The 19,598-nt window shown below is 61.3% G+C and carries 17 protein-coding genes; 10 read left to right on the forward strand and 7 right to left on the reverse strand.

Annotated features, from left to right (window positions below; translation table 11 throughout):
* Positions 1-71: 71 nt before the first annotated feature.
* The 6 genes from glp to gltA form a co-directional block, all read right to left on the reverse strand.
* On the reverse strand, positions 72-1,286 hold the full coding sequence (glp, locus tag GH983_RS08475; protein ID WP_153762148.1) for a gephyrin-like molybdotransferase Glp: 1,215 nt from the start codon (positions 1,284-1,286) through the stop codon (positions 72-74).
* Complete coding sequence (gene moaC / locus GH983_RS08480) at positions 1,286-1,783, reverse strand: cyclic pyranopterin monophosphate synthase MoaC (RefSeq protein ID WP_153762149.1); 498 nt, start codon at positions 1,781-1,783, stop codon at positions 1,286-1,288. The genes glp and moaC overlap by 1 nt, the downstream gene beginning before the upstream one ends.
* Entirely contained in the window at positions 1,780-2,595 is an 816-nt protein-coding gene (trpC, locus tag GH983_RS08485) for an indole-3-glycerol phosphate synthase TrpC (RefSeq protein ID WP_153762150.1), read from the reverse strand. The genes moaC and trpC overlap by 4 nt, the downstream gene beginning before the upstream one ends.
* Positions 2,596-2,605: 10 nt before the next feature.
* Positions 2,606-3,628 carry an anthranilate phosphoribosyltransferase gene (gene trpD, locus GH983_RS08490; protein ID WP_153762151.1) on the reverse strand — a complete coding sequence of 341 codons (1,023 nt, stop codon included), beginning with the start codon at positions 3,626-3,628 and terminating at the stop codon, positions 2,606-2,608.
* Positions 3,629-3,653: 25 nt separating this feature from the next.
* The gene (locus GH983_RS08495; RefSeq protein ID WP_153762152.1) at positions 3,654-5,543 is read right to left on the reverse strand and encodes a peptidylprolyl isomerase; all 1,890 of its coding nucleotides are present in this window, start codon (positions 5,541-5,543) and stop codon (positions 3,654-3,656) included.
* A gap of 220 nt (positions 5,544-5,763) precedes the next feature.
* Positions 5,764-7,053 carry a citrate synthase gene (gene gltA / locus GH983_RS08500; RefSeq protein ID WP_054148057.1) on the reverse strand — a complete coding sequence of 430 codons (1,290 nt, stop codon included), beginning with the start codon at positions 7,051-7,053 and terminating at the stop codon, positions 5,764-5,766.
* Between the two features lie 361 nt (positions 7,054-7,414).
* On the opposite strand from gltA, the gene GH983_RS08505 reads away from it, so the two are divergent.
* Positions 7,415-9,799, forward strand: a complete 2,385-nt coding sequence (locus tag GH983_RS08505) for a ComEC/Rec2 family competence protein (RefSeq protein WP_246727528.1) — start codon at positions 7,415-7,417, stop codon at positions 9,797-9,799.
* Here the strand turns inward: GH983_RS08505 and lexA are convergent.
* Positions 9,793-10,509, reverse strand: a complete 717-nt coding sequence (gene lexA / locus GH983_RS08510) for a transcriptional repressor LexA (RefSeq protein WP_153762154.1) — start codon at positions 10,507-10,509, stop codon at positions 9,793-9,795. The genes GH983_RS08505 and lexA overlap by 7 nt on opposite strands.
* Before the next feature lie 208 nt (positions 10,510-10,717).
* On the opposite strand from lexA, the gene GH983_RS08515 reads away from it, so the two are divergent.
* From GH983_RS08515 to GH983_RS08555, 9 genes are all read left to right on the forward strand, one after another.
* Positions 10,718-11,266: a DUF1003 domain-containing protein gene (locus GH983_RS08515; RefSeq protein WP_153762155.1), complete on the forward strand. Its 549-nt coding sequence runs from the start codon at positions 10,718-10,720 to the stop codon at positions 11,264-11,266.
* Positions 11,267-11,286: 20 nt separating this feature from the next.
* Positions 11,287-12,180 carry a VOC family protein gene (locus tag GH983_RS08520; protein ID WP_153762156.1) on the forward strand — a complete coding sequence of 298 codons (894 nt, stop codon included), beginning with the start codon at positions 11,287-11,289 and terminating at the stop codon, positions 12,178-12,180.
* Entirely contained in the window at positions 12,177-13,025 is an 849-nt protein-coding gene (gene kdsA / locus GH983_RS08525; protein WP_153762157.1) for a 3-deoxy-8-phosphooctulonate synthase, read from the forward strand. Before GH983_RS08520 ends, kdsA begins: the two co-directional genes overlap by 4 nt.
* A 214-nt stretch (positions 13,026-13,239) precedes the next feature.
* A complete protein-coding gene (gene eno / locus GH983_RS08530; protein WP_054148062.1) occupies positions 13,240-14,514 on the forward strand; it encodes a phosphopyruvate hydratase in 1,275 nt (424 codons plus the stop codon).
* Positions 14,515-14,653: 139 nt separating this feature from the next.
* Positions 14,654-14,971: a septum formation initiator family protein gene (locus tag GH983_RS08535; RefSeq protein WP_054148063.1), complete on the forward strand. Its 318-nt coding sequence runs from the start codon at positions 14,654-14,656 to the stop codon at positions 14,969-14,971.
* Between the two features lie 149 nt (positions 14,972-15,120).
* The gene (gene pdhA / locus GH983_RS08540; protein ID WP_054148064.1) at positions 15,121-16,167 is read left to right on the forward strand and encodes a pyruvate dehydrogenase (acetyl-transferring) E1 component subunit alpha; all 1,047 of its coding nucleotides are present in this window, start codon (positions 15,121-15,123) and stop codon (positions 16,165-16,167) included.
* Between the two features lie 15 nt (positions 16,168-16,182).
* Positions 16,183-17,559, forward strand: coding sequence for a pyruvate dehydrogenase complex E1 component subunit beta (locus tag GH983_RS08545; protein ID WP_054148065.1), 1,377 nt, complete (start codon positions 16,183-16,185; stop codon positions 17,557-17,559).
* 12 nt (positions 17,560-17,571) lie between these two features.
* Positions 17,572-18,912: a pyruvate dehydrogenase complex dihydrolipoamide acetyltransferase gene (locus tag GH983_RS08550; RefSeq protein ID WP_153762158.1), complete on the forward strand. Its 1,341-nt coding sequence runs from the start codon at positions 17,572-17,574 to the stop codon at positions 18,910-18,912.
* 16 nt (positions 18,913-18,928) lie between these two features.
* A complete protein-coding gene (locus GH983_RS08555; RefSeq protein ID WP_153762159.1) occupies positions 18,929-19,567 on the forward strand; it encodes an SGNH/GDSL hydrolase family protein in 639 nt (212 codons plus the stop codon).
* Positions 19,568-19,598: the final 31 nt, after the last annotated feature.

Here is a 19,598-nt window from a genome sequence, read left to right on the forward strand (position 1 = left end):
CAAATGCAAAGACCCGGCCTCGTGCCGGGTCTTCTGCTTTCAATCGCGTTCTAGAGGGGTGTGTGGTGCGCTCAGGGTCGGAGCAGCATAACCGGGACAGTCTCACCCGCTTCAGCCGCCGCCGCATGCGGTGGCCTTACGATCAGGCAGTCCGACTGCGAGAAGATCCGCATCATCGAGCTGTCCTGCTTGCCGAAGCTCTCGACCAAAGGCAGTTCGCCGTCTCGGTCTGTTAGCTTCGCCCGCACATAGTCCTGCCGCTTGTCATTGGCCGGCAGGGCATTGCGCAGCGTCGCCGAGGCCATCCGCCGGGGGGACTGCCGATGTCCGAGATGGCACAGCAGAGGCTCCAGAAACAAAAGCCCACAGACGAGGCTGGAGACCGGATTGCCGGGAAGTCCCAGGACCTGCATCGCGCCCAACCGGCCGACCATCAGCGGCTTGCCTGGCCGCATGGCGATCCGCCAGAAGTTGAGTTCCATGCCAGCGGAGACGAGCGTCGATTGCACAAGGTCATGATCGCCGACTGAGGCCCCTCCCAGGGTGACGAGGACATCGACACCGCTGGCGCGCGCTCGCTCGATCGCCTCAAGCAACAGGCCCCGGTTGTCGGCGACGATGCCGAGATCGATGACCTCGGCGCCATTGTCGCGGGCAAGTGCAGCAATGCCAAACGTGTTGGAGCCGATGATCTGGCTTGGGCCGGGGGACGTCCCCGGAGACACCAGTTCGTCACCCGTGGCAAGGATTGCGACGCACGGGCGACGAAAGACGGGAAGCGTCGCATGGTTCATCGCAGCCGCGAGCGTCAGATGGCTGAAATCGAGGCTTAGGCCCGCAGACAGCGCGACGTCACCCTCGGCAAAATCCTGTCCACGTGGTCTGATATGTCGCCCTTTGGTCACGGCGAAATTGCTTCGGATGCGACCGCCCTCAAGCCTTTCGGCATCCTCCTGAAGGAGAATACTGTCGGCAGCAGCAGGGACGGGGGCCCCGGTAAAGATGCGCACGGCTTCGCCTGAAGCGACGGTTCCAGAGTATCCATGCCCGGCTGCCGATTCGCCGATGACCGTGAGGATGGACCCGACTTGGGTGGCGTCTGCAGCGCGCAGCGCATAGCCGTCCATGGCCGAGGCATCGAAGGGGGGCTGGGTAAGGCGAGCGACTAGATCAGTGGCCAGGATGCGCCCGTTGGCCTCGTGAAGCGAAACCTCTTCGACATCAGTGACCGGATGGGCTGCAGCAAGCAGCCTTGCAAGGGCTTCCTCGACCGGCAGCAGCGACATCAGCTCCGCTCCGGGTGGCGAAAATCGCCCGATTTGCCGCCGCTCTTTTCCATCACGCGGATCCCACCGATTTCCATCGTCTTGTCCACGGCCTTGGCCATGTCGTAGATCGTCAGGCATGTCACGGAAACGGCGGTTAACGCCTCCATCTCGACTCCGGTCTTGCCGGTCAGCTTGACGGTCGCCGCGACGCGCAGGCCCGGCAGATTCGAGTCCTCCTCGATATCGACAGTCACCTTGGATAGCATCAGCGGATGACAAAGCGGAATGAGATTGCTCGTCTGTTTGGCCGCCATGATGCCAGCAATGCGGGCGGTGCCGATCACATCGCCCTTCTTGGCATTGCCCTCGCGTATCGTTGAAAGCGTCTCCGGTTTCATCTTCACGAAGCCTTCGGCGACCGCAATGCGAACCGTGTCATCCTTGGCCGAGACATCCACCATATGCGCCTCGCCGGAGGTGCCGATATGGGTGAGACCACCGGCGTCGGCCGTCATTCCGCAGCCAGCGCGCCGGTCTTGCCGGTCAAAAGCATGTGTGTTGCCTCGGCAACATCGTCCTTGCGCATCAGGCTCTCCCCGACGAGGAAAGTCGTGATACCCGACTTCTGCAGCCGCTGGCAGTCTTCATAGGTGAAGATGCCGCTCTCGCCGACCAGGAGCCGATCGGGCGGCACCATGGCAGCAAGGTCTTCGCTGACCGTGAGGCTGACGTCGAAGGTCCGCAGATTGCGGTTGTTGATGCCGACGAGAGGCGACTTGAGTTTCAGCGCACGTTCCATTTCCTCGGCATCGTGCACTTCGATCAGTACATCCATACCGAGGTCGAAGGCGACGCTTTCCAGTTCCGCCGCCTTTGTATCAGACAGCGAGGCCATGATCAGTAGGATGCAGTCGCCGCCCCAGGCACGGGCCTCGTAGACCTGATAGGCGTCGAACATGAAATCCTTGCGCAGCGCCGGCAGCGAGCAGGCCTTGCGAGCGGCCGTCAGGTATTCGGGCGCCCCTTGAAAGCTCGGCATATCCGTGAGCACGGACAGGCATGCGGCTCCACCGGCTTCGTAGGCTGCCGCCAATGCAGGCGGATCGAAATCGGGGCGGATGAGACCCTTTGAGGGGCTCGCCTTCTTGATCTCGGCGATGAGGCCGAACCGGCCTTCGTCCCGAGCGCTGAGAAGCGAACGGTAAAAGCCGCGCGGCGCGTCTTGGCTCGCGATCCGGTCCATGAGTTCCGACAGCGAGACGGCAGCCTTGGCGGCCGCGATTTCTTCCCGCTTGTAGGTTTCGATGCGCTTCAGGATATCGGTCATGGTCTGAAGTTTACTCTTGAGCGGCAGAATTGGAAATGGCGATCAGCGTTTCGAGTGCCCGTGCTGCACTGCCGGTGTCCAGCGACTGGCTGGCGAGATGCATGCCCTCGGTCACGTCCTTGGCCTTGCCAGCAACGATCAGCGAGGCTGCGGCATTGCAGAGTGCCACGTCGCGATAGGCAGTCTTGGCGCCACCCAGCACGTCGCGCAGTGCAGCTGCGTTGACAGTTCCATCGCCACCCCTGATCGCATCGAGAGAAACGGTTTCCACGCCAAAATCAGCCGGTGTCAGCTCGAAGGTCCGGATTTCGCCGTCCTTCAGCTCGGCCACCTGGCTCGAGCCGGTGGTGGTGATTTCGTCGAGCCCACTGCCATGCACGACCCAGGCACTGGTGAGGCCGAGATCGCGTAGGGCTTCCGCCCCGGGAACGAGCCATTCCGGCGAGTAGACGCCGAAGAGTTGCTTCTTGACGCGGGCAGGGCTCGAAAGCGGCCCGACGATATTGAAGATGGTCCGCGCCCCGAGTTCGACGCGGGCGGGGCCCACATGCCGCATGGCCGGATGATGCAGCTGCGCAAACATGAAGCCGATCCCTGCCTCGCGGATGCAGCGCGAGATCATGTCCGGTTCGATATCGAGCTTGACGCCAAGCTGCGACAGCGCATCGGCCGTGCCTGACTTCGAGCTCAGCGCCCGATTGCCATGCTTCGCAACCGGGACACCCGCGCCTGCAACGATTAGGGCGGCAAGCGTCGAGATATTGTATGTATTCGTCCCGTCACCGCCCGTGCCGACGATGTCGATGGCATCTTCGGGTGCATCCACCGGCACCATCTTCTGGCGCATGATCGACACGGCACCGGCAATTTCGTCGACGGTTTCGCCGCGGACCCGGAGCCCCATCAGGAAGCCGCCAACCTGCGCCATGCTGGCTTCGCCCGACATCAGGATTTCGAACGCGTCGCTCGCCTCCTGCCGCGAAAGCGGCTGGCGCGTTGCGATCTTGGCGATGAAGGGCTTCAACCCGGACATGTGCAACTCCCCCTTTGGCCGACGGTTATCGGACGATGGCCTGCTGGGCCAGCGCCTGATTGATCGTCACGCCATATTCCGACTGCAGCTGACCCACCATCTGGTCGAGGATGTCGTCGCCTGCGGAGTTCGCGACCTGAGCGATCTGCTCGTCCTCATTGAGCGGCACGCCGCCCGTAGGCTGGTCGCGAACGGCCGTGACCGTCAGCAGGATCTGTGTGGAGGGATCGGCACCAGAGGCAGTCGCGACCGTGCCCTGCGGGCCAGAGAAGGCGGCAGTGATCGCCGTTGCGCCAAGAACTGCGTCTTCGGTGCGGCGGGTGATGCCGGCCTTGCTTTCAACTGCAAGCGCCAGTTCGGCCGCGACCTCTTCCAGATTGCCGCCGTCTGCGATCCGCTGGCGCAGGCTCTCCGCCTTCGCACCGAGTGCGATTCGCTGCTGTTCTGCGGTCCAGTCGGCGATGGCCTTCTCGCGCACTTCGGCCAGTTCACGCTCGCGCTCTGCCTTGATGTCGGTGACATCGAACCAGATGAAGCCGTTGCTGCCCATGGTGACAGGCAAGGCTTCGACACCGATTTCGGTACTGAAAACGTCTGCGAGCAGTTTGTCCCGTTCAGGGATACCGGCAACTTCCGTCTCGCGACTGTCGAGCCCGCGGCGGTCGATATCGGTGACAGTCACCGTCTGAAGCTGCAATTGGTCGGCCGCTTCCTTGAGCGTCGAGCCGCCGGCCCGCAGATCCTCGAACTGGTCGTGGACAGCCGTGAGGTCGGCGATCGCGGCCTGTTCGGCCAGCGCTTCGCGGATCTCTTCCCTGACCTCGTCGAGGCTCTGTGTGCGGCCTTCCTTGATGTTGGTGACGCGCAGGATGACCGGGCCGAACGCACCGTCGACGACACCAGTCGTGCCGCCCTCGGCCGTCACGGCAAAGGCTGCCTCGGCAAGGGTCGGATCAGGCAGGCGATCGCGGGTGAAGTCGCCGAGCAGCACGTCGCCGGCAGTCTTGCCCTGATCCGTGACAAGCTGGTCGAAGCTCGTGCCCTTCTGCAGTTCTTCAAGCGCTGCTTCCGCCATTTCGCGGTTTTCGAAACTCAACTGCTCGATCGTGCGTGTCCCGGCGATCTCGTAGGAAGCTTTGCGGCGCTCGTAGTCTTCGCGGATCTGTTCGTCGGTGATGGAGGCCGTGTCGGCAATGTCGGAGGGTTCCAGCTTCACATAGTTGAAGCTGCGATATTCCGGTGCGCGGTAACCGGACTTCGTCGTCTCGAACCAGGCTGCCAGGGTCGCATCATCGGGTGCCTTGATGAGCTCGATGTTGGCGTTGGTCAGCAGGATATAATTGATGTCGCGGTTTTCGTAGCGATAGGCCTTGATCGCGTCGATCAACACCTTCGGCGCAACGAAGCCGTCAGCGGTCGCGTCGACGATCTGGCTGCGGATGGCGACCTTAGAGCGCTCCTCGATATAGTCGTCTTCGCGAAGACCTGCATTGCGCAGCCGCGAGGAGAAGAGCGCACGATCGAAGTTTCCGCCAGAGTTCTTGAAGGCCGGATCATCGGCAATCAGCTGCGCCAGGCGGTCCTGAGAGAGGCCGAGGTTCATGTCTGCGGCCAACTGGTCCAGCGCAGCACCTGCGGCAAGCTGCGAGAACACCTGGGATTCGATACCGAAGGCGCGCGCCTGTTCGGTCGTGAGCTGCATCCCGAACCGGTTGCTCATGTCCGTCACCTGCCGCTGATAGGCGAAGGCGAAGTCGGCAGACGACACTGACTGGTCACCAACGGCGACGACGGTGTCGGACGTATTGCTGAACAGCGAGGCCGACACACCCCAGACGCCGAAGGAGAGGACGAGCAGGAGAAGCAAGATCTTGGCAAACAGGGTTTGGGAAGCTTTTCTCAAGAAGACGAGCATCGGGACGCATAAACCTCATTGTAAATCTTCGTCCGGGACGAAGCAGGTTGACTTCCTTAGAACAAAGCTCCGGGGAATTGAAGGCATCCGACGGCGAAATGCGCGACCATCACGGGGAGTTTGATTGTTGCCTGCGATCCGGGACGCAATCGGCCCTCGTCAAAACGAAAGAAGGCCGGACAAAGCCGGCCTTCTCGATACTTCAAGATAGACGAATGTCTCAGCGCTCCGAGAGCGCCTTGTAATCGCGCTTCGGCTCACCGGTATACAGCTGACGCGGACGGCCGATGCGCTGCTGCGGATCCTCGATCATCTCGTTCCACTGCGCGATCCAGCCGACGGTGCGGGCAAGCGCGAAGAGAACGGTGAACATGGTCGTCGGGAAGCCGAGCGCACGCAGCGTGATGCCCGAATAGAAGTCGACGTTCGGGTAGAGCTTCTTGTCGATGAAGTAGGGGTCGTTGAGCGCGATCTTCTCGAGCTCGAGTGCCACCTTCATCAGCGGATCGTCGGCATGGCCGGTCGCTTCGAGGACCTCGTACATGGTCTTCTGCATGATCTTGGCGCGCGGGTCGTAGTTCTTGTAGACCCGGTGGCCGAAGCCCATCAGACGGAACGGATCGTTCTTGTCCTTGGCCTTGGCGATGTATTCCGGAATGCGGTCGACCGAGCCGATTTCCTGCAGCATGTTGAGGGCAGCCTCGTTGGCGCCGCCATGGGCAGGGCCCCAAAGGCACGCGATACCGGCTGCGATGCAGGCGAACGGATTGGCGCCTGAAGAGCCGGCGAGACGCACGGTCGATGTCGAGGCGTTCTGCTCGTGATCGGCATGCAGGATGAAGATGCGGTCCATGGCGCGCGCCAGAACCGGGTTCACCTGATACTCTTCACAGGGCACGGCAAAGCACATGCGAAGGAAGTTCGACGCGTAATCGAGATCGTTCTTCGGGTAAACGAAGGGCTGGCCGACGTGATACTTGTAGGCCATGGCCGCGATCGTCGGCATCTTGGCGATCATGCGCAGCGAGGCGACCATGCGCTGATGCGGATCGGTGATGTCGGTCGAGTCGTGATAGAAGGCGGAGAGCGCGCCGACCGTACCGACCATGACCGCCATCGGATGGGCGTCACGGCGATAGCCGGAGAAGAACTTGCTCATCTGCTCGTGCACCATGGTGTGGTGCGTCACGCGATAGTCGAAGTCCTTCTTCTGCGCAGCCGTCGGCAGTTCGCCGTAGAGCAGCAGGTAGCAGACCTCGAGGAAGTCGCCCTTTTCAGCAAGCTGTTCGATCGGGTAGCCGCGATGCAGCAGCGTGCCTTCGTCGCCGTCGATATAGGTGATCTTGGATTCGCAGGATGCCGTGGACGTAAAGCCCGGATCGTAGGTGAACGTACCCGTGTGCTTGTAAAGGGCGCCGATGTCGATGACATCTGGGCCGATCGTGCCGGCCTTGACGCTCAGGTCGACCGTCTTGTCACCGAGTTTCAAAGAAGCGCTTTTGTCCGTCATGCTGATCCTCCGGAATTGGCGGGAAGGCGTCTTGAAAAAGCCGCCATCGGTTAAGCGTGTGATGTAGCTATATGATACCGAAGTTAATGCCAAGCTATCCAAAGGGCAAATTGTGCGTCGCGAAAACAGCAACAATCGAACCGAACGGTTCTAATCGTTTGAAGCCCGGATAGGCGGCGAAAACCCGATTCGTTGCACGCATTGATTGCTGACGGTTTTCGCTTATTCTGTCTGCAGATGGGGTAGATCCGGCCGGGTGTGGCTGATGGGGGAAGTAGCGGAAATACAGGGGGAAGGGCACCTCCGGTCCGGTGATATACCGGGACGGCGAGACTTGCCTCGACCACTCGAAAAACGCGCAATGCCAGGTTTGACGACGATCGGCCGTGCTGTCGCCGCTCGCGCTGTTTTGCATCGCATTCTCAGGCAGGTTCGACAGTACGTCTCAGACGAAAGTCGGCACGGGCATTTTTTCCTCTTCGTGCCTGTCTGGCTCGGCGCGGGTGCTGCAATCTGGTTTTCCGTCGGGCAACCACCGCCGGCTATCGTCCTCGGACTGCTCCTAGTTTGCCTGGCTTTTGCACTTTTGCGGGCGATGCGCGACACCGTGGCGCATGTGGTCCTGTGGAGTTTGTGCCTGATCCTTCTCGGCATGCTGATGGCCGAATGGGAGACACGGCGAGCGTCCACCGTGATCCTCGATCAGCCGCTCGTCACCACGGTCACCGGGGTCGTCGAGCGACGGGAGCAGGGGGCGGGCGGTGAATGGCGTTACGTGTTACGCGTAATCCAGACCGCAGAGCCGAGCATTCGCCGGTCGCCGGGACGCGTGTCCCTCCTTGCCCGAAGCAAGCATGTGCCAGCTGCCATCGGCGAGCAATTGAGCGGCCGCGCCCGTCTGTCGCCACCGTCAGGTCCGGCTTTGCCGGGATTGAACGACTTTAGCTTCCAAAGCTACTTCGCCGGCATCGGCGCTGTCGGCTTCTTCCTCGGTCCGCCCCAGGCCAAAACCTCCGCTTCATGGGAGGAAAAGGGTCTGTGGGCGCGCTTCGACGCGTCCCTGTTCTCGCTCCGGGATCGCATCTCAAACCGCATTCGCAGCATACTGCCCGGAGATCCCGGCGCCTTCGCCGCTGCGATCATTACCGGCGAACGCCGATCGATGTCGGAAGAGGCGACGGAGGCGCTGCGCGTCTCGGGCCTCGCCCATATCACCGCGATCTCGGGCCTCAACATGGCGCTTGCCGCCGGCATCTTCTTTGTCGGATTGCGAGGGCTTCTGAGCCTAATGCCGACCTTTGCCCACCGTTATCCGGTAAAGAAGATCGCGGCCGCCGGCGCGCTTCTGGCGACGACCGGCTATGTGCTCATTTCCGGCTACCAGGTCTCGGCGCTGCGGGCCTATCTGATGACGGCGGTCATGCTCGGGGCCGTCCTCTTCGACCGCCCGGCTGTCAGCCTCCACAATCTCGCGCTTGCGGCAACCGCGATCCTCGCGGTCCAGCCCTCGACCGTCATGGGGCCGAGTTTCCAGATGTCTTTCGCGGCGACTGCAGCCCTGATTGCCGGTTACGCCGGGTGGCGGACGCGACCGCGCGCGATCCTGCCTAGGGCCCGATCGCTTGCCATGCGGATTGTGGCCGGGTTTGCCATTTTCGTCGGTGGGACGCTGGCGACCTCCTTCATCGGCGGGGTCTCGACCGCAGTCTTTGCCATCAGCCATTTCCACCGGCTGTCGACCCATGGACTGGAGGCAAACCTCGCCGCCATGCCGCTGATCTCGCTGGTCGTGATGCCGTCCGGCTTCATTGCCATGCTGCTCATGCCATTTGGCCTCGACGCGCCGTTCTTCTGGATCATGGGCCAGGGCCTGGAAATGGTGCTCATTGTCGCTCACACTGTCTCCGGCTGGGGCGGCGGTTACGTCTTCCCGCGTCTGCCGGCATGGTTCATGCCCGGCGCAATCGCCGGCATGCTCTTGCTGATGCTACTCAGAACCCCGATCAGGCATGTCGGCACGGCTCTCATCGTCGCAACGCTCGCTGCTGCCTTCCTTGCTCCACGACCCCCGGGTGGCGAACTGATGATCAGCGAGGACGCTCGGTTGGTCGCGATTCGGGTCGCAAATGACGACACGTCCATCATTGCCATCAACCGAGCCCGCCCGCCTGCCTTCATCTTCGATCAATGGCGACCCGTGCTCGGCATCGATGAACCAAGGCGCCCGGTGATGCTCGAGACCGCCCCCCTGCCGCCAGCGCCAGAATGGCGTAATGGCCAAACACTGTCGGAGGAGCAGCGCAAACTCGCAGAGGCTGTATTTGATAGCCTACTCAAAGCCGCCGGGAGAGAACAGTTCACCTGCGTAAAGCAGGCCTGTGCCATCAGACTGGAGAACGGCAACACGCTGCTGACGCTGGAACGCCCGGACCTCATCGGCGCAGCCTGCGACGAAGCTGATATCGTGGTTCTGTCGGCGCGCACGCGCGTCAAAACCTGCCGCTCTGGCGCGCTCCTGATTTCCGAGGCGAGCCAGCGCGCAACCGGCTCCCTCGAGGTCGCGGGCCTAGCCACCAACTCACAAGCCATGACGGTCAGGTCAGCGCTCGACGGACCCTCAAGACCCTGGACTGCGCACCGACTCTACGACTGGCGCACAGCCTCTTCCGAGACCACGCATGAATTTGTAGGTCCAACTGGCACCGTCCGACCGAGACCGGAGCCGGAGCCCAATGCTGATCAGTGATAGCGGCGAATGAGGCCCACCAGCTTGCCCTGGATCTTGACGCGATCCGGCGGGAAGATGCGGGTTTCGTAGGCCGGATTGGCGGCCTCCAGCGCAATCGATGCGCCGCGGCGGCGGAAGCGTTTGAGTGTCGCCTCCTCGTCGTCGACGAGCGCCACGATGATGTCACCGGGATTGGCGTTCGAGGCATTGCGGATGATAACCGTATCGCCGTCAAGAATACCGGCCTCAATCATCGAATCGCCCTTGACCTCAAGCGCGTAGTGATCGCCCGCGCCGATCATCTCAGCCGGTACCGTGATGTCGTGAGTGTTGTTCTGAATGGCTGAAATTGGCACACCGGCTGCGATTCGGCCCATGACCGGAACCGAGACGGACGAGCCGTTGTCTTCGACGGGCGGCTTTGTCAGTGCTGGCGCCGGCGGCGTCTTGCCGAGACTGCCCTCGATCACGCTCGGCGCAAAGCCGCGGCGCGGCTGGATGCTTGGCGCATAGGCTTCCGGAAGCTTGATGACCTCCAGTGCACGAGCCCGGTTCGGCAAGCGTCGGATGAAGCCGCGTTCCTCGAGCGCCGTGATCAGGCGATGGATCCCGGATTTGGATGCGAGGTCCAGCGCATCCTTCATCTCGTCGAAGGACGGCGGGACACCCGATTCCTTCATCCGTTCATGGATGAAGAGAAGCAGTTCCTGTTGCTTGCGCGTCAGCATATGCGGTGCCCCCAAGTGAAACAAATACAGAACAGACACTATATGTTCCAGTTGTGTTCCGCAAGGGGATAAATTTTTGTGAAGAGCCGGTGATAAAATGCGATAGCCGCGGACAAAGGTCTTGAAACTGTCGGATTTTGGCGTGCTGCAGGGGAGAGTGCAGATCCGCCCCCACACATCAGGCAAACCGCCCTCAAGGATGCTGTAAATGCTGAAGGATATCGAGAAGCTCGTTCTGGGAAAGTCGTCATCCGATCTTTCGTCAGCAGAGCAGAAGGTGCTGAAGCGAGCGCGCGAGCGACGCACGGTGTCGACCAATGCCGGCGAGGACTTTCTGGCCCATGCCACGCTCGGACAGCGGGTGGCTGATGGCATCGCACGGGTTGGCGGCTCCTGGGGTTTTATCATCGGCTTCATGCTGTTTTTGGTCGCCTGGGTGATCCTCAACACGGTGATTCTGGCAACAGGTGCGCTCGATCCCTATCCGTTCATCTTCCTGAACCTGCTCCTGTCGATGCTCGCTGCCATTCAGGCGCCGATTATCATGATGAGCCAGAACCGACAGACCGAGCGCGATCGCTTCATGGCGGCGAAAGACTACGAGATCAATCTCAAGGCAGAGATCGAGGTATTGGCCTTGCACCACAAGATCGACGAGGAGGTGGTGAAAGAGCTGCGCGAGGCGCGCCAGGAGATTAATGCGCTGCGCCAGGCGATCGAGACCCTTTCAAGCAAGGCGCACAATTCTCAAAACTGAAGAATTAATCGAGAGCAAACATGTCCAGTCCCATTTCCTCAGCCCGCACCATCGATCATCTCGTCCTGCCGGTCTTCGAGCTCGAAACCGCCCGAGATAGGCTCGGGCGTCTCGGCTTTACCGTTGCGGCGGATGCCCGCCACCCATTCGGCACAGAGAATGCCTGTGTGTTCTTCGCTGACGACACCTATCTGGAACCGCTGGCGGTCGGCAGCCGAGAGGACTGTCTGGAAGCAGCGCGCATGGGCAATGTCTTTGTCGCTCGCGATCAGGCCTTTCGCTTTCGGCGAGGCGAGGGCCTCTCCGCCATTGTCGTGAAGACGCAGGACGCGTTGGCTGACGATTCGCAGTATCGCCAAGACGGCATGAGCGCCGGCCCTGTGCTTGATTTCGCACGCCAGTTTCGTTTTCCGGATGGGCGGACCGCGGAGGGTTCGTTCCGCCTCGCCTTTGCCGCAGACCTGCGCGCGCCTGATTTCTTCGCCTTCGCCTGTCAGCGCATCAATCCTCTCCCGACCGATCGGGGGGGGCTGCTCGTACATGCCAATGGCGCAGCAGGGATTCGAAGCGTGGTGCTGGTCGAAGAGAACCCGAGCGACTTCCAATATCTGCTGGAAATGGTCCTCGACCAGCGCGATGTCACGGCCCATTCCTTCGGCCTCTCAATCCAGGCCGCCCATACGTCCGTCGATGTCCTGACGCCGGAGGGTTTCCGGCTTCACTTCGGACAGGACGTGGCGGTGTCGGAACGGGGGCTCGTCGGGGCAGCCGTGGTTTTCGCGGTTGATGATCTCGGCGTGACAGAAGCCTGCCTCGCTGCTAAGGGCGTCACCTATCAAAAAACGGGCGCACGCCTCGTCGTCGCGCCGGAAGAGGGGCAGGGTGTTACCTTTGCCTTCGAGGAGTTGAAATGAGCGTGTCCCCCAATTCGGAAGTCATCGTTGGCGAAGGCCCGGCCAAGGCCGTCTTCTCCCAGAAGGGCCGTTTTGCCTTGATCGCTGGTCCCTGCCAGATGGAAAGCCGCGACCATGCCTTCATGATCGCCGGCCAGCTCGTCGAGCTCTGCCGCGAACTCGGGCTCGGTCTCGTTTACAAGTCATCCTTCGACAAGGCGAACCGCACCTCGCTGTCTGCTGAGCGCGGCATTGGCCTGGAAACGGCAATGGAAGTCTTCGCCGACATCAAGAAGGAATTTGGCGTTCCGGTTCTCACCGACATCCACACGGAAGAGCAATGCACCGCCGTTGCCCCGACCGTTGATATCCTGCAGATCCCGGCCTTCCTCTGCCGCCAGACAGACCTGCTGGTGGCTGCGGCGAAGACCGGTCGCGCGATCAACGTCAAGAAGGGCCAGTTCCTGGCACCCTGGGACATGAAAAATGTCCTGAACAAGATCACCGGTTCCGGCAATCCGAACGTCCTGCTCTGCGAGCGTGGTGCCTCCTTCGGCTACAACACGCTGGTCTCCGACATGCGCTCACTGCCGATCATGGCGGCCATGGGCGCACCTGTCGTGTTCGACGCCACCCATTCGGTCCAGCAGCCGGGCGGGCAGGGTGGGTCCTCTGGTGGCCAGCGGGAATTCGTCGAAACGCTGGCTCGTGCAGCTGTTGCCGTCGGTGTCGGTGGCCTCTTCATCGAGACTCATCAGGACCCGGACAACGCGCCGTCGGATGGCCCGAACATGGTCAAGATTACCGACATGCGCCGTCTGCTCGAAAAACTTATCGCCTTCGACGACATCGCCAAGGCATCCTGATCCGTCTCTCGCGGCGCTTCAATCGGTTGAACCGGAAGCGCCGCAAGTCATCGCCGTTTAAATCGATTAGATTTCGTTCGTTTCGGCTCTGATCCGTCATTGTATTTTCCCGATCATCGGATAAGAGAGGATGACTCAACGGGCGGGTCCGCTGGCTTCTGGCTTGCGATCGGCCTACCGAGCCTTGTCCAATTTCCGTCTACAGGGAGCGAACATGACCGCCATCACCGACATCATCGGCCGCGAGATCCTCGACAGCCGTGGCAACCCGACCGTCGAGGTCGACGTCTATCTCGAAGATGGCAGCATGGGCCGCGCTGCGGTTCCCTCGGGCGCATCGACCGGCGCGCATGAAGCCGTCGAGCTGCGTGACGGTGGTTCGCGCTATCTCGGCAAGGGCGTCGAAAAGGCGGTCGAAGCCGTGAACGGCGAGATCTATGATGCGATCGGCGGTCACGATGCCGAGAACCAGATCCAGATCGACAACCTGATGATCCAGCTCGATGGCACGCCGAACAAGGCGCGCCTCGGCGCCAATGCCATCCTCGGCGTCTCGCTCGCCGTCGCCAAGGCTGCAGCCCAGTCCTCTGGCCTGCCGCTCTACCGTTACGTCGGCGGCCCGAACGCCCATGTCCTGCCGGTTCCGATGATGAACATCATCAATGGCGGCGCGCATGCTGACAACCCGATCGACTTCCAGGAATTCATGATCGTTCCTGTCGGTGCCGACAGCATCCGCGACGCCGTTCGCATGGGTTCGGAAGTCTTCCACACGCTGAAGAAGCAGCTCGCTGCCGACGGCCACAACACGAATGTCGGTGATGAAGGCGGTTTTGCGCCGGGTCTCGCCTCCGCGCCTGCCGCCCTCGACTTTATCATGAAGTCGATCGAAAAGGCCGGCTATCGTCCGGGCGAAGACATGCACATCGCGCTAGACTGCGCCTCGACCGAATTCTTCAAGGACGGCAAGTATGTGCTGGAAGGTGAAGGCCGCACGCTTGAGCCGGAAGCCATGGCCGAATACCTCGCCGAGCTTGCTGCCAAGTACCCGATCTTCTCGATCGAAGACGGTATGGCCGAAGACGACTGGGACGGCTGGAAGGCACTCACCGACAAGGTCGGCAAGAAGATCCAGCTCGTCGGCGACGATCTCTTCGTCACCAATTCGGCCCGCCTGCGCGACGGCATCAAGATGGGCGTGGCCAACTCCATCCTGGTCAAGGTCAACCAGATCGGATCGCTGTCGGAAACCCTCGACGCAGTCTCGACCGCACACCGCGCCGCCTACACGGCCGTGATGTCGCACCGCTCGGGCGAAACCGAGGATTCGACGATTGCCGATCTCGCGGTTGCCACCAACTGCGGTCAGATCAAGACCGGCTCGCTGGCCCGCTCCGACCGCACTGCCAAGTACAACCAGCTGATCCGCATCGAGGAAGAACTCGGACCGCAGGCCGTCTACGCAGGCTCGTCGATCCTGCGCGGCTGATCTCGGTCGAATTCCTTCGAAGCCCGTGCCGGTTCCCCGGCGCGGGCTTTTTCTTTTGCGCTGCGATTAGGGTCAACGGTCGGTTAAGATCTGACGGTTACTCTTGCGACAAGTTTCGCGTTTCAGGGCATTTGTCGGCATGTGGACCAGGCATCACAAGAAGAAGAAATACGGCCGTCTCATTCTTCCCGCTATCACCGTCGCTTTCCTGTCCTATTTCGGCTACCATTCCATCCATGGTGATTACGGCCTCAGGGCGGGGCAAGAATTCGAGCGCATCCGGCAGGAGCGTGCATCGGAGCTTGAGGCGCTCGTGGCCCAGCGAACCGTGCTTGAAAAGGATGTCAGTCTCTTGAGTGATGGCTCTCTCGATGAGGATATCATCGACGAAAAGGCGCGTTATCAGCTCAACATGTCGCGTCCGGACGAAATCGTCATCTTCAACACCTATTTCTGATTAACCTGAATTGAGTTAATCGTAAATTTTTTAGTCATTACAGTTGCTTGCGGCGAATGTGAGCCATGCATTTATGGCATTGCCGCCGTCCTCTTTCTTCCCTATTCTGTCCCCAACTCTGGACCATAATAAACCCATGGGAGGGATGCATGGCGCCTCGCAAGCCAGCAGCTGCGAACGGTCGGAAGTCTTCGGCCAAGTCGGCCGGCAAGGAATTCACCGGAAAAAACGCACCCGAATTCGGCGCGGATGAAGAGCTTCACGCCTATCGTGAAATGCTTCTGATCCGCCGTTTCGAAGAGAAGGCCGGCCAGCTTTACGGCATGGGCTTCATCGGGGGCTTCTGTCACCTCTATATCGGCCAGGAAGCTGTCGTTGTCGGCATGCAGATGGCGCAGAAGGAAGGTGATCAGGTCATCACCGCCTATCGCGACCATGGACACATGCTCGCAGCCGGCTTGAGTGCCCGCGGCGTTATGGCCGAGCTCACGGGTCGCCGCAGCGGCCTGTCGAAGGGTAAGGGCGGCTCCATGCACATGTTCTCGAAAGAGAAGCATTTCTATGGTGGCCACGGCATCGTCGGCGCGCAGGTTTCGCTCGGAACCGGTCTTGCATTTGCCAACAAGTATCGCGGCAATGACAATGTTGCTGTTGCCTATTTCGGCGACGGCGCTGCAAACCAGGGCCAGGTCTACGAGAGCTTCAACATGGCTGCCCTTTGGCAGCTGCCGATTATCTACATCGTTGAGAACAACCGTTACGCCATGGGCACCTCGACGGCGCGCGCCACGGCACAGTCGAACTATTCGCTGCGCGGCTCCGGCTTCGGCATCCCCGGCGTCCAGGTTGACGGTATGGATGTGCGCGCGGTGAAGGCTGCCGCCGATGAGGCGCTTGAACATTGCCGTTCCGGCAAGGGGCCGATCATTCTTGAAATGCTGACCTATCGCTATCGCGGCCATTCGATGTCCGACCCGGCGAAGTATCGCTCCAAGGAAGAAGTGCAGAAGATGCGGTCGGAGCAGGATCCGATCGAGCAGGTCAAGGCTCGTCTCCTCGAGAATGGCTGGGCCTCAGAAGACCAGCTCAAGGCGATCGACAAGGATGTGCGTGACATTGTTGCGGACAGTGCCGATTTCGCCCAGGCCGATCCGGAGCCGGATGTTTCCGAGCTCTACACCGACATTCTTCTGTAATCGGGGAGGGAACCCATGCCGATCGAAATTTTGATGCCCGCCCTTTCTCCGACAATGGAAGAAGGCACGCTTTCCAAGTGGATCAAGCAGGAAGGCGACACCGTAAAGTCTGGCGACGTGATCGCCGAGATCGAGACCGACAAGGCGACCATGGAAGTGGAAGCCGTCGATGAAGGTGTGCTCGGCAAGTTGCTGATCGCGGCCGGAACCGAGAACGTCAAGGTCAATACGCCGATCGCCGTTCTGCTTCAGGATGGTGAAAGCGCTGATGCTGCCCCCGCTCCGAAGGCAGCGCCTGCTGCCGCCGAGCCGGTATCCGCACCGGCAGCCGAAGCGCCTGCTGCTGCCGCCGTTCCGGCTGCTCCGAAGGTTGAAGTCGCTGCCGATCCGGACGTTCCGGCTGGCACCGAAATGGTGACGATGACGGTGCGTGAAGCGCTGCGCGAAGCCATGGCCGAGGAAATGCGCGCCAATCCTGACGTCTTCATCATGGGTGAAGAAGTCGCTGAATATCAGGGCGCCTACAAGATCACGCAGGGGCTTCTGCAGGAATTCGGCGCCCAGCGCGTCGTCGACACCCCGATCACCGAGCATGGCTTTGCCGGTCTCGGCGTTGGTGCGGCAATGGCCGGCCTGAAGCCGATCGTCGAATTCATGACCTTCAACTTCGCCATGCAGGCGATCGACCACATCATCAACTCGGCTGCCAAGACGCTCTACATGTCCGGCGGCCAGATGGGTGCCCCGATCGTCTTCCGTGGTCCGAACGGTGCGGCTGCCCGCGTTGGCGCCCAGCACAGCCAGGACTACGCTGCCTGGTACAGCCAGATCCCGGGCCTGAAGGTCGTGATGCCGTACACGGCGGCTGACGCCAAGGGGCTGCTGAAGGCGGCCATCCGCGATCCGAACCCGGTCATCTTCCTGGAAAACGAAATCCTCTACGGTCACTCCTTCGAAGTGCCGAAGATGGATGACTTCGTCCTGCCGATCGGCAAAGCACGCATCCACAAGACCGGCAAGGACGCGACCATCGTTTCCTTCGGTATCGGCATGACCTATTCGGTCAAGGCCGTCGAGGAGCTGGCGAAGGAAGGCATCGACGTCGAACTGATCGACCTTCGGACCATCCGTCCGATGGACCTGCCGACTGTCATCGAATCCGTCAAGAAGACCGGCCGCCTGGTCACCGTCGAGGAAGGCTATCCGCAGTCCTCCGTCGGCACCGAAATTGCGACCCGCGTCATGCAGCAGGCCTTCGACTATCTCGATGCGCCGATCCTCACGATCGCCGGCAAGGATGTTCCGATGCCTTATGCGGCCAATCTTGAAAAGCTGGCACTGCCGAGCGTTGCCGAAGTCGTTCAGGCCGTCAAAACCGTCTGCTACAAGTAAGGGGGCAAGGTCATGCCGATCAATATCACCATGCCGGCCCTGTCTCCGACGATGGAAGAGGGCAATCTGGCCAAGTGGCTGGTCAAGGAAGGCGACAAGGTCAAGTCCGGCGACGTGATCGCCGAGATCGAGACCGACAAGGCGACCATGGAAGTGGAAGCCGTCGATGAAGGCATCGTCGCAAAGATCGTTGTTCCCGCCGGCACAGAGGCCGTGAAGGTCAACGCGCTGATCGCGATCCTCGCCGAGGAAGGCGAGGACGTCGCAGCCGCCGCTGCTGGTGGCGGATCTTCCGCGCCGAAGGCTGAGGCTGCACCAGCGGCTAAGGCGGAAGCAGCACCTGCGCCCGCCACAGCTGCAGCTGTAGCGCCGGCTCTTGCTGCCGCGTCGGCTGCTCCGGCAGCGTCGAGCGGGGAACGGGTCTTTGCCTCGCCGCTCGCCCGTCGCCTCGCCAAGGAAGCCGGTCTCGACTTGAAGGCAGTCTCTGGCTCCGGTCCGAAGGGCCGCGTCGTCAAGAGCGACGTCGAAAAGGCCGTCAGCACCGGTGGTGCAAAGGCTGCCCCGGCGCCAGCAGCAGCGTCAACTGCTGCAGCTACCCCGGTTATGGCCAAGGGCGCCTCGGAAGAAGCTGTTCTCAAGAACTTCGCCGAAGGCTCCTACGAGCTCGTGCCGCATGACGGCATGCGCAAGACGATCGCCAAGCGCCTGCAGGAGTCCAAACAGACAATTCCGCATTTCTACGTATCCGTGGATTGCGAACTGGATGCGCTGCTGGCACTTCGTGCCCAGCTCAATGCAGCAGCCCCCGAGAAAGACGGCAAGCCTGCCTACAAGCTCTCGGTCAACGACATGGTGATCAAGGCACTGGCTCTCGCGCTGCGCGACGTGCCGGATGCCAACGTTTCCTGGACCGACACCAACATGGTCAAGCACAAGCATGCCGACGTTGGCGTGGCGGTCTCGATCCCCGGCGGCCTGATCACTCCGATCATCCGCAAGGCGGAGGAAAAGAGCCTGTCCACCATCTCCAACGAGATGAAGGACCTCGGCAAGCGCGCCAAGGACCGCAAGCTGAAGCCCGAGGAATACCAGGGCGGCACCACTGCCGTGTCCAACATGGGCATGATGGGCGTGAAGAGCTTTTCGGCCGTGGTCAATCCGCCGCATGCAACGATCCTTGCGGTCGGCGCCGGCGAAGAGCGGGTCGTGGTCAAGAACGGCGAGATGAAGATCGCCAATGTCATGACCGTGACGCTCTCCACCGACCACCGTTGCGTCGATGGCGCGCTCGGAGCCGAATTGCTCGGTGCCTTCAAGCGCTACATCGAAAATCCGATGGGTATGCTGGTCTGAACCGGGGGCGGTTAAGATGAAGACCGTTCTCGCCTATGGCGATAGCCTGACATGGGGATATGACCCGGTGAATCTGGGTCGGCATGGCTATGAGGACCGCTGGACGAGTGTCTTGCAAAAGGCGCTCGGCCACGGGGTCCGGGTGATCGCCGAGGGCTTGAACGGTCGTACCACCGCCTATGACGACCATCTGGGCGATTGCGAGCGCAACGGAACCAAGCTGCTTCCGACGCTTCTCGCAACACACAAGCCGATCGATCTTGTGATCATCATGCTGGGGACGAATGACCTCAAGCGGGGCATTCAGGGCACGGCCATCGGCGCGACCAGTGGCGTCAAGCGGCTGGTCAAGCTCGTTCAGAAGCACGACTGGGGTTTCGAGTTCGACGAGCCCGAAATCCTGATCGTCGCGCCGCCGGCGATCCGCGAGACGGCCAATTCGGTGTTCGGCGCCATGTTCAACCACTCGGTGGACGAAGGCGCCATGCTCGCCAGCATGTACCGCGATGCAGCAGACGAATCGGGATGCGCCTTCTTCGACGCAGGATCGGTCGCAGAGACCACGCCGCTCGACGGCATCCATCTCGATGCGGAAAACACCCGTGCGATCGGTCGCGGTCTTGAGCCTGTCGTCCGCATGATGCTTGGACTTTGAAGAAAGACCGCATCCTGCATCCTCTGGCAGG

The sequence above is a fragment of the Agrobacterium sp. MA01 genome (genome assembly GCF_009650195.1).
Lineage (GTDB): Bacteria > Pseudomonadota > Alphaproteobacteria > Rhizobiales > Rhizobiaceae > Allorhizobium.

Coding starts and splice junctions, on each gene's coding strand:
- GH983_RS08495 (WP_153762152.1), bottom strand. CDS start 5,543: ATGCTCGTCTTCTTGAGAAAAGCTTCCCAAACCCTGTTTGCCAAGATC.
- trpD (WP_153762151.1), bottom strand. CDS start 3,628: ATGTCCGGGTTGAAGCCCTTCATCGCCAAGATCGCAACGCGCCAGCCG.
- GH983_RS08545 (WP_054148065.1), top strand. CDS start 16,183: ATGCCGATCGAAATTTTGATGCCCGCCCTTTCTCCGACAATGGAAGAA.
- kdsA (WP_153762157.1), top strand. CDS start 12,177: ATGAGCGTGTCCCCCAATTCGGAAGTCATCGTTGGCGAAGGCCCGGCC.
- GH983_RS08505 (WP_246727528.1), top strand. CDS start 7,415: ATGCCAGGTTTGACGACGATCGGCCGTGCTGTCGCCGCTCGCGCTGTT.
- glp (WP_153762148.1), bottom strand. CDS start 1,286: ATGTCGCTGCTGCCGGTCGAGGAAGCCCTTGCAAGGCTGCTTGCTGCA.
- pdhA (WP_054148064.1), top strand. CDS start 15,121: ATGGCGCCTCGCAAGCCAGCAGCTGCGAACGGTCGGAAGTCTTCGGCC.
- GH983_RS08550 (WP_153762158.1), top strand. CDS start 17,572: ATGCCGATCAATATCACCATGCCGGCCCTGTCTCCGACGATGGAAGAG.
- lexA (WP_153762154.1), bottom strand. CDS start 10,509: ATGCTGACGCGCAAGCAACAGGAACTGCTTCTCTTCATCCATGAACGG.
- GH983_RS08535 (WP_054148063.1), top strand. CDS start 14,654: ATGTGGACCAGGCATCACAAGAAGAAGAAATACGGCCGTCTCATTCTT.
- trpC (WP_153762150.1), bottom strand. CDS start 2,595: ATGACCGATATCCTGAAGCGCATCGAAACCTACAAGCGGGAAGAAATC.
- eno (WP_054148062.1), top strand. CDS start 13,240: ATGACCGCCATCACCGACATCATCGGCCGCGAGATCCTCGACAGCCGT.
- GH983_RS08555 (WP_153762159.1), top strand. CDS start 18,929: ATGAAGACCGTTCTCGCCTATGGCGATAGCCTGACATGGGGATATGAC.
- GH983_RS08520 (WP_153762156.1), top strand. CDS start 11,287: ATGTCCAGTCCCATTTCCTCAGCCCGCACCATCGATCATCTCGTCCTG.
- GH983_RS08515 (WP_153762155.1), top strand. CDS start 10,718: ATGCTGAAGGATATCGAGAAGCTCGTTCTGGGAAAGTCGTCATCCGAT.
- moaC (WP_153762149.1), bottom strand. CDS start 1,783: ATGACGGCCGACGCCGGTGGTCTCACCCATATCGGCACCTCCGGCGAG.
- gltA (WP_054148057.1), bottom strand. CDS start 7,053: ATGACGGACAAAAGCGCTTCTTTGAAACTCGGTGACAAGACGGTCGAC.